Origin of the sequence: Ruegeria intermedia (assembly GCF_900129345.1) — a bacterium.
Taxonomy (GTDB): Bacteria; Pseudomonadota; Alphaproteobacteria; order Rhodobacterales; family Rhodobacteraceae; genus Ruegeria; species Ruegeria intermedia.
In genome coordinates this window covers 1-8309 of the sequence record NZ_FQVK01000047.1, presented here as the reverse complement: position 1 = coordinate 8309, position 8309 = coordinate 1, and the positions used below count along the sequence as shown (strand labels likewise).

General features: G+C 66.8%; 8 protein-coding genes and 1 pseudogene. All 9 read left to right on the top strand.

Features of this window, described 5'->3' with window-relative positions:
- On the top strand, nucleotides 1-441 hold a 441-nt coding region (locus F3H26_RS19540; protein ID WP_223162581.1), incomplete at its 5' end, for a hypothetical protein.
- Nucleotides 431-913, top strand: coding sequence for a hypothetical protein (locus F3H26_RS18670; RefSeq protein WP_149777482.1), 483 nt, complete (start codon nucleotides 431-433; stop codon nucleotides 911-913). The genes F3H26_RS19540 and F3H26_RS18670, both read left to right, overlap by 11 nt.
- Complete coding sequence (locus F3H26_RS18665; protein WP_223162580.1) at nucleotides 910-1755, top strand: ATP-binding protein; 846 nt, start codon at nucleotides 910-912, stop codon at nucleotides 1753-1755. The genes F3H26_RS18670 and F3H26_RS18665 overlap by 4 nt, the downstream gene beginning before the upstream one ends.
- A gap of 89 nt (nucleotides 1756-1844) precedes the next feature.
- Nucleotides 1845-2465 carry a hypothetical protein gene (locus F3H26_RS18660; RefSeq protein ID WP_149777481.1) on the top strand — a complete coding sequence of 207 codons (621 nt, stop codon included), beginning with the start codon at nucleotides 1845-1847 and terminating at the stop codon, nucleotides 2463-2465.
- 10 nt (nucleotides 2466-2475) lie between these two features.
- Nucleotides 2476-4158: a DEAD/DEAH box helicase gene (locus tag F3H26_RS18655; protein WP_149777480.1), complete on the top strand. Its 1683-nt coding sequence runs from the start codon at nucleotides 2476-2478 to the stop codon at nucleotides 4156-4158.
- A 224-nt stretch (nucleotides 4159-4382) separates the two neighbouring features.
- A complete protein-coding gene (locus tag F3H26_RS18650) occupies nucleotides 4383-4583 on the top strand; it encodes a DUF6511 domain-containing protein (RefSeq protein ID WP_149777479.1) in 201 nt (66 codons plus the stop codon).
- Nucleotides 4583-5341 carry a PD-(D/E)XK nuclease family protein gene (locus F3H26_RS18645; RefSeq protein ID WP_149777478.1) on the top strand — a complete coding sequence of 253 codons (759 nt, stop codon included), beginning with the start codon at nucleotides 4583-4585 and terminating at the stop codon, nucleotides 5339-5341. The genes F3H26_RS18650 and F3H26_RS18645 overlap by 1 nt, the downstream gene beginning before the upstream one ends.
- Complete coding sequence (locus tag F3H26_RS18640) at nucleotides 5338-7713, top strand: AAA family ATPase (RefSeq protein WP_149777477.1); 2376 nt, start codon at nucleotides 5338-5340, stop codon at nucleotides 7711-7713. The genes F3H26_RS18645 and F3H26_RS18640 overlap by 4 nt, the downstream gene beginning before the upstream one ends.
- A 360-nt stretch (nucleotides 7714-8073) precedes the next feature.
- Nucleotides 8074-8309, top strand: a pseudogene (locus F3H26_RS18635) (hypothetical protein); the annotation flags it as partial.

The following is an 8309-nucleotide window of genomic DNA, read 5'->3' as shown; positions in this document are numbered from 1 at the left end:
ACTTTTCAGGCGACGACATCCGATCTCGGCCTGCGCCGCGACCAGATCCACGAGGCCCGCCAGATCCGCGATGCCGAGGCCACCGAACCCGGCATGGTCCGGCGCGTTCTGAACGAGCGCCTCGAACGCGGCGAGGAACCGACCCGCGCCGCTCTGCGCAAGATGGTGATTGACGCGGCCAGGAGGGGGATGCGCCCGCAGCGCCCCACCGGCCGCCGCAATCCCCTCCATGTCCCGCCGACGCCGGAACGCGCCGCCTGGCAGCATGTGACCGGCACGTTTCGGGCCTTCGCGGAATGGGCTTCGGACGACAACCTCGCGCTCGCCCGGCAGGGCATGCGCGAGGCGCGGGACGATCCGTTCCACCATCTCGACGCCCGGGCCATCGCCCGCGGCGCTGAAGTCTTCACCAAAATCAAGGAGTGGCTCGATGCTGAATAGCCAATCCGCGGCCTTTGCCGCGTCCGTCTGGGAGTTTGCCTCCCGCGTGGGCAACAACGCGCCCAGGATCGCCGACGAGATCATGGAGGCGGCCTTTCCGCTGACCTGTTCGCAGGCGCGCGAGGAAGGCGCGTTGCGCATGCTGCGCACCGGGATCGTCTCGGAGGTCAAGCGCATCCTGCGCAATCGGGACGACGGGTCGGGCCAGGCCGATTTCTCGGAGATCTGCGCGGCCTTCGCGCCGCTCGTGAAGGACCTGCGCTCGAAATCCTATTTCGTCGAGAGCGCCGAGGAATATGTCGCGATCCCGGATCTGATCGCCGATCCCGCGCTGCTCGACGATGCGCGGCGCTTCATGCGGCGCAAGGGGATCGAATGCCTCGCTGAGGCGGATCGGTTGGATGCGCTCTACGCCGCCGTGACCAGCGGTGATCCCGTGGCGCCCCGCAAACCGCAGGGGGTGCCGGCATGACCCTCCCCATCATCACCGCCGATCAGCGGCTCGCGGAGATGCGCGGCGTCAAGGCCGCGATCTTCGGGGCGAGCGGCGCGGGAAAGACCACGCTGTTGCGCACGCTCAAGGCAAGCACGACGCTGTTCTTCGATCTCGAGGCGGGCGATCTCGCCGTCGAGGGGTTGCCCATAGACACGATCCGGCCGCGCACCTGGACCGAATGCAGGGATTTCGCGGTGTTCATCGGCGGGGCCAACCCGGCGCTCAGGGACGACCAGCCCTACAGCCGGGCGCATTTCGAGGCGGTCTGCAGGAAGTTCGGTGATCCGGCGGCGCTCGACAAGTACGACACGCTCTTCGTGGACTCGATCACCGTCGCCGGTCGGCTGTGCTTCCAGTGGTGCAAGGGCCAGCCCGAGGCGCATTCGGACAAGACCGGCAAACCGGATGTGCGCGGCGCCTACGGGCTGCACGGGCGCGAGATGATCGGCTGGCTCACCCATCTGCAGCACACCCGGGCGAAGAACGTGATCTTCGTCGGCATCCTCGACGAGAAGCTCGACGACTTCAATCGCAAGGTCTTCGTGCCGCAGATCGAGGGTTCCAAGACAGGGCTCGAGCTGCCCGGCATCGTCGACGAGGTGCTGACGCTGACCTCTTTGCCGGATGGTGAGCTGGATCAGGAAACGGTCCGGGGGGACCGTTTCCCCAGCGAACGGCGAACTGCGGCGGGTCTTCGTCTGCCAGACCCAGAACCCCTGGGGCTATCCGGCCAAGGACCGCTCCGGCCGCCTGGAGATGCTCGAGCCCCCCGATCTGGGGCGCCTGATCGACAAGATCCACCAGCCGCTGCCGCTTGATGCGCGCCCGCTGGTGATCGATCCGCCGGCGATCCCGGCGGCGGCCGTCCCCCCTCAAACCGATCCCTCCAACTGAAAGGACCAATGCCATGTCTGGCCTGTGGAACGACTTCAACGACGCGCAATCCAACGCCAACCTCATCCCCAAGGGCACGCTCGCCAAGGTGCGGCTCACCATCCGCCCCGGCGGCTTCGACGACCCTTCGCAAGGCTGGGCCGGGGGCTATGCCACCCGCGGCTCGACCGGCGCGGTCTATCTCAACGGCGAATTCACCGTGCTCGAGGGACAATACGCCCGGCGCAAGATCTTCACCCTGATCGGGCTTTACAGCCCCAAGGGGCCGGACTGGGCCAACATGGGCCGCAGCCTGATCCGGGGCATGCTGAACTCGGCGCGCGGTATCTCCGACAAGGACCAGTCGCCCCAGGCGCAGGCGGCACGGCGGATCGGCGGCTTTGCCGATCTCGACGGGCTCGAGTTCGTGGCCCGGATCGACATCGGCACCGATGCCATGGGCGAGGAGAAGAACGAGATCCGCGCGGCGGTCACGCCGGATCATCGGGACTATGCCCGGATCATGGGGACGGCGGCTGCACCGATGGCACCCGCGGCTCCCTCCAGCATCCCGCAGACTGCGGCCGCGCAGACCGCGCCCCAGCAGACCCCCACGGCGTCGTCCATGCCGGGCCGCCCGTCCTGGGCCGAGTGAGGGCCAGCCCATGCGCCTTCGTCCTCGTCAAAAACTCTTCGTGGAGCGCAGCCTCGCTGCGCTCTCGAAGAACCGCAATACGCTGAGCATCGCCAGCACCGGATTCGGGAAGTCGATCGCATTGTCGGCGGTTGCCGGATCGTTCGTCGGCGACGGCGCCAAGGCCTGCGTGCTGGCCCACCGGGACGAGCTGACGGCTCAGAACCGCGAGAAGTTCGGCCGGGTCAACCCGGACGTGACAACTTCCGTGGTCGATGCCGCCACGAAGGACTGGTCCGGCCAGGTCACCTTCGCCATGGCGCCGACACTGAGCCGCCCCGCCAATCTCAAGGCCATGCCGGAGCTCGATCTCCTGGTGATCGACGAGGCGCACCATGCGATCGCCGACAGCTACCGCCGCATCGTCGACCGGGTGCGCGACGCGAACCCCGAGGCCCGCATTTTCGGCGTCACCGCCACGCCGAACCGGGGAGACCGCAAGGGCTTGCGCCAGGTCTTCGACAACGTGGCCGATCAGGTCCGGCTGGGCGAGTTGATCGCCTCGGGTCACCTGGTGCCGCCGCGCACCTTCGTGATCGACGTGGGCGTGCGCGCGCAACTGCAGAAGGTGCGCAAGACCGCCCTCGATTTCGACATGGGCGAGGTCGCCAGCATCATGGACCGCGCGCCGGTCACCGACGAGGTGATCCGCCACTGGCGCGAGAAGGCCGCCGGTCGCCCCACCATCGTCTTCTGCTCGACCGTCGCCCATGCGGCCCACGTCGCCGAAGCCTTCAACGCGGCCGGCATTCCGGCGGGGCTGATCCATGGCGAGCTCGCGCTTGACGAGCGCCGCAACATCCGCGGGGCTTACGCCTCGGGCGAGATCGCCGTTCTGGTCAACGTCTCCGTGCTCACCGAGGGCTTCGATCACCCGCCTACGTCCTGCGTGATCCTGCTGAGGCCCTCATCCTGCAAGTCGACCATGATCCAGATGGTCGGGCGCGGCCTGCGCACCATCGATCCCGAGGAACACCCCGGCATCGTCAAGACCGACTGCGTTGTCCTCGACTTCGGCACCTCGAGCCTGATCCACGGCACGCTGGAGCAGGACGTCGACCTCGATGGCAAGAGCGAGACCGGCGAGGCCCCGACCAAGTCCTGTCCTGCCTGCGAGGCGGAGATCCCGCTGGCGGCACGCGAATGCCCGCTCTGCGGTGAGCTTTTCCTGCGCGAGGACGCGGGCGAGGACGGGGGCACGGCGCCGCTCGAGGGTTTCGTCATGACCGAGATCGACCTGCTGAAGCGGTCGAGTTTCCAGTGGGTCGATCTCTTCGGCGACGAGGGGGCGCTGATGGCCACGGGCTTCACCGCCTGGGCCGGCATCTTCTGGCTGGACGGGCTCTGGTATGCGGTCGGTGGCCGGCGCGGGGTGCAGCCCCGGCTTCTCGGCGTCGGCGAACGCGCCGTCTGCCTTGCTCAGGCTGACGACTGGCTCAACGCGCATGAGAGCGACGAGAGCGCCTTCAAGACCCGGGGCTGGCTGAGCCAGGCCCCGACAGAGAAGCAGCTGCAATACCTGCCCCCGAGCGCGCGGCAGGATTACGGGCTCACACGCTACCACGCCTCGGCGCTGATCTCCTTCCGGTTCAACAAGCGCGCCATCCGGCAGCTTGTCCAGGCCGCCGCCACGCCGGAACGGAGGGCCGCGTGAGCCATGTCGCGCAAGTCTCACCCCCGCCCGTATCGCCTGCGGATCGACCGGGCTTTGATCGCTTATGGCACCCGCGCCCGGTCATTTGCGCCGTCTGCACATCCCGCACCCGCGGCTTCGGCTGGTTCGATCCCAACCGTCCGCGTCCAACCCGCACTCGCCGCTGGTTCTGCTCCATGGGCTGCCAGGCGGCCTTCACCCGAAAGGCAAAGAGAGGACTGAACATGGTCGATTTCACCGAAGAGGAAACCCAGGCGCTGCCCGCCGTCATGCGCGCGCTCGCGCCAGAGATGGAGCGGATCGGCTGGGATCGGCCGCTGGGCCAGCTGACGCAGAACGACATGCACCGCCTGATCGTGGTCACCATCGAGGCCTTCCGCGCCGAGATGGCCGAGATCGCCCAAAAGTCGGAGGTGCCGTTTTGATGCTGGATTTCAACCATAGACCCTGCGTCGCCGAACGGATCAACACGGCCGTCGATGCCGCCCTCGAAGCCGAACGAGCAGCGACGCCGCCGCGTGACTATCTCGGCGCCTCCCGGCTGGGGCAGCCTTGCGAGCGTGCGCTGCAGTTCGAGTTTGCCCATGCGCCCAAGGACGAAGGCCAGGAGTTTTCGGGCCAAACCTTGCGCATCTTCGCCATTGGGCACGCGCTCGAGGATCTGGCGATTCGCTGGCTGCGGGCTGCCGGGTTCGATCTGGTCACCCGGAAGCGGGATGGCGGCCAGTTCGGATTCTCCGTCGCGGGCGGGCGCATTCGCGGCCATGTCGATGGGATCGTCATGGGCGCCCCCGCCGCCATGGGTCTGCGCACACCCGCCCTCTGGGAATGCAAGACCATGAACGCCAAGAACTGGCGCGAGACGGTGGCCAAGGGAGTGACCGTGGCGAAGCCCGTCTACGCCGCGCAGATCGCGCTCTACCAGGCCTACATGGAGGAGAGCGTGCCCGGCATCGCGGCCAACCCGGCGCTGTTCACCGCCATCAACAAGGACACGGCTGAGCTGCACCATGAGTTGGTGCCGTTCGACGCCGATCTCGCGCAGCGCATGTCGGATCGCGCGGTGCGGATCCTGCGGGCGACGGACGCGGGCGAGTTGCTGCCGCGCTTGGCCCAAAGCCGCGATTTCTTCGAATGCCGGTTCTGCCCATGGGCCGAACGCTGTTGGGGACTTCCCGGATGAATGACGCCCCCAAGGACCCGCCCGAACCACCCGAGGACACCGATATGCGCGACGACAACACGACCGACCAGCCCGAGGCCAACCTCGTCCATTTCAACCCCTGGCGCGATTTCAACGACGCGGCACCGCGGATCGACCCCTTCGGCGACGAACCCGACCCCGAGCAGATCGCCTCCTTCATGGAGGTGGTATTCGGCTACAGCGACGGGCTGATCCCGGTGCGCAGCTTCATCGACAAGGGACAGGGGATCGACGGCCGGCCGCACAACATCTGGATCGCGGCCGACGAGACCGCGCCCGAGAAGATGGCGACCTTCGCGAACTGGGCCGCGCGCGAGGGCGCGGCGGTTTACGTCATTCCCGGCACGGTCGCGGAAACCGGTCAGGCCAAGGCCGCCGACGTGGCTCAGATGCAAGCGGTTGTCGTCGACATCGACAGCGGCGACATCGCCGCCAAACGCGCCCATCTCGAACGCCATCTCGGCCCGCCCACAATGGTCGTCGAAAGCGGCGGCATCACGCCCGAGGGCCAGCACAAGGCCCACGTCTGGTGGAAGCTCACCGAACCCGCCGAGGGCGATGATATCCGCCGCCTTTGCCGCCTGCGGGGTGACATCGCCGCCAAGGTCGGAGGCGACATGCATTTCCGCTCGGCGCATCAGCCGATCCGGGTGGCAGGCTCGGTCTATTACAAGAACGGCCTCAAGACGCTGGTGCGGATCGTGGAGTTGAACGCCGGGCTCGAGCGCGATCTCGACGAATTCGCCGAGGCCGTGGCCGACATGCCGCCCGTGCCGGGCGTGAACCTGACACCGGACTTCGCCACACCCGACAAGCCCGCCGTGGGCGATGTTCTGGTCACCCCGGTGCGCGAGGGCGCCGCCGACGACTGGTCGCGCTTCGAGGGTGCCTCGGCCGCCATCGGCTATTTCATCCGGCTGGTTCACGAGGGCCGCCTCTCGAAGAACGATGGCTGGGAGGCGATCTGCGGCTACAACGCCGCCATGCTGCGGCCCCAGTGGCCGGTGGAACGGCTCAAGCGAGAATCCGAACGCCTCTGGGCCCGCCATGTCGAGCGCCACGGCCCGCCCTTGGTTCGGCTCGACAGCGCCGCGCCGGTGCCCGACGACATGCCCACCTTCACGCTGGGGCAGCTGCTCGACGACCGGAGCCCCATGCCCGCCGACCTGATCGGCCCCCGCGTGCTGACCCCGGGCGGCCTTCTGGTGCTTGGCGGCGCGCCCAAGGTGGGCAAGAGCGATCTGCTGATCGCCTGGCTCGTGCACATGGCCGCCGGCGTGCCGTTTCTCGGCTTCACACCGCCGCGGCCCTTGCGGATCTTCTATCTGCAGGCCGAGATCCAGTATCACTACCTGCGCGAGCGAATGCAGCAGATCGGCCTGCCGCCCGATTTGATCGCCTCCGCGCGCGACAACCTCGTCGTCACCCCGAAGCTCAAGATGCTGCTCGATGCCGAGGGCAGCGCCCGCGTGGCCGCGGCAATCAGGGCCGCATTCCCCGACGCGCCACTCGACATCCTCTGCATCGACCCGATCCGCAACCTCTTCGACGGCGGACCCGATGGCGGCGGCGAGAACGACAACGCCGCGATGATGTTCTTCCTCAAGGACCGCGTCGAAGTGCTGCGCGATCACGTCAACCCCGACTGCGGCGTGATCCTCGTTCACCACACCAAGAAGCTGTCGAAGCACCAGGTGAAGGAGGATCCCTTCCTTGCCCTTTCCGGCGCCAGTGCGCTCAGGGGCTTCTACACAACGGGTCTGATCCTGCACCGGCCGGACGAGGACGCATCGGAGCGGAAGCTGGAGATCGAGCTCCGGAACGGCCCCGCGCTGAAGCCAAAGCTCGTCGACAAGGTCAAGGGGGCGTGGGTCGAGGTCAACCCGATGAACGAACGGCTCGTGCGCGCCGAACAGGGGGCGAAGTTCGATGCCGAGCGGGATCGCAAGGGCGAGGTCATCGTCGACATTCTCCACCGCGAGGCGCGCTCGGGGCGCATGTACACCATGACCCTCTTTGCCGAGGCCTTCGAGAACAAGAGCGGCCTCAGCGGGCAGACCAGCATTCGCGAGCGGCTGAACGTCCTGACCACCAAGGGGATCGTCAAGTTCGTCAAAGGCGATGCCGCAAGCGATCTCGGCCTCGCCTCGGACCGCAGCAAGTACGGCTATCTCTGCGTCGAACACATGGAACTGGCAACCGGCGAAGAGACGGTCGATCCGGAAACGGGCGAGGTCACCCCGGTGCATGTCCGGGTGTTTCCGAGCCACTACAAGTGCCCCCAGACCGGGGCGGTTCTGCCGGTCGAAAACCCCGCCGTCTGGGTCTATCCGGAAGGGGGCGAGACATGAATTTCACCGCCGCGGACGCACCCGAAATCTGGCCCCCGAAATCCGAAATCTGGCCAGATTTCGCGAAATCTGGAATCTGCGCGCAATCAGAAATCTGGGTTTTCTGGCGATTTTTCAATGACTTGGAGCACCTGTTCCAGATTTCGGACGGGCTGATCCGCAATCTGACCCGCAATCTGGATTTCCTCAATGAAATCATAGGGTTTTGCCAGATTCCAGATTTCGGAATAGGCACCCCTAAAAGGGGTGGGTGGACTCCCCCCGTCAGGTGGGGAGGTCCACCACCCACCCCTGGGCGATTTCGTCCACCGCGATCCTGTCCATCCCTTCATCGAGCAGCCGGAAAAAAGGAGCCCCCAAATGGCCGCGACACCAACCTTTCCATCACCCACGATCCTTGCCCTCGATCTGGGCACCACAACCGGCTGGGCCTTGCGAGGGGCTGACGGGCTGATCACCACCGGCACGGTCTGCTTCCGCCCCGGCCGCTTCGACGGCGGTGGCATGCGGTATCTGCGCTTCACCAACTGGCTGAGCGAGATCGATCGGCTATCCGGGCCGGTGGAGGCGATCTGGTTCGAGGAAGTCCGTCGCCA

Excerpts from the sequence above, each read along its gene's own strand:
- F3H26_RS18645 (WP_149777478.1), top strand. The coding sequence starts at position 4,583 with ATGCTGGATTTCAACCATAGACCCTGCGTCGCCGAACGGATCAACACG.
- F3H26_RS18665 (WP_223162580.1), top strand. The coding sequence starts at position 910 with ATGACCCTCCCCATCATCACCGCCGATCAGCGGCTCGCGGAGATGCGC.
- F3H26_RS18660 (WP_149777481.1), top strand. The coding sequence starts at position 1,845 with ATGTCTGGCCTGTGGAACGACTTCAACGACGCGCAATCCAACGCCAAC.
- F3H26_RS18655 (WP_149777480.1), top strand. The coding sequence starts at position 2,476 with ATGCGCCTTCGTCCTCGTCAAAAACTCTTCGTGGAGCGCAGCCTCGCT.
- F3H26_RS18650 (WP_149777479.1), top strand. The coding sequence starts at position 4,383 with ATGGTCGATTTCACCGAAGAGGAAACCCAGGCGCTGCCCGCCGTCATG.
- F3H26_RS18640 (WP_149777477.1), top strand. The coding sequence starts at position 5,338 with ATGAATGACGCCCCCAAGGACCCGCCCGAACCACCCGAGGACACCGAT.
- F3H26_RS18670 (WP_149777482.1), top strand. The coding sequence starts at position 431 with ATGCTGAATAGCCAATCCGCGGCCTTTGCCGCGTCCGTCTGGGAGTTT.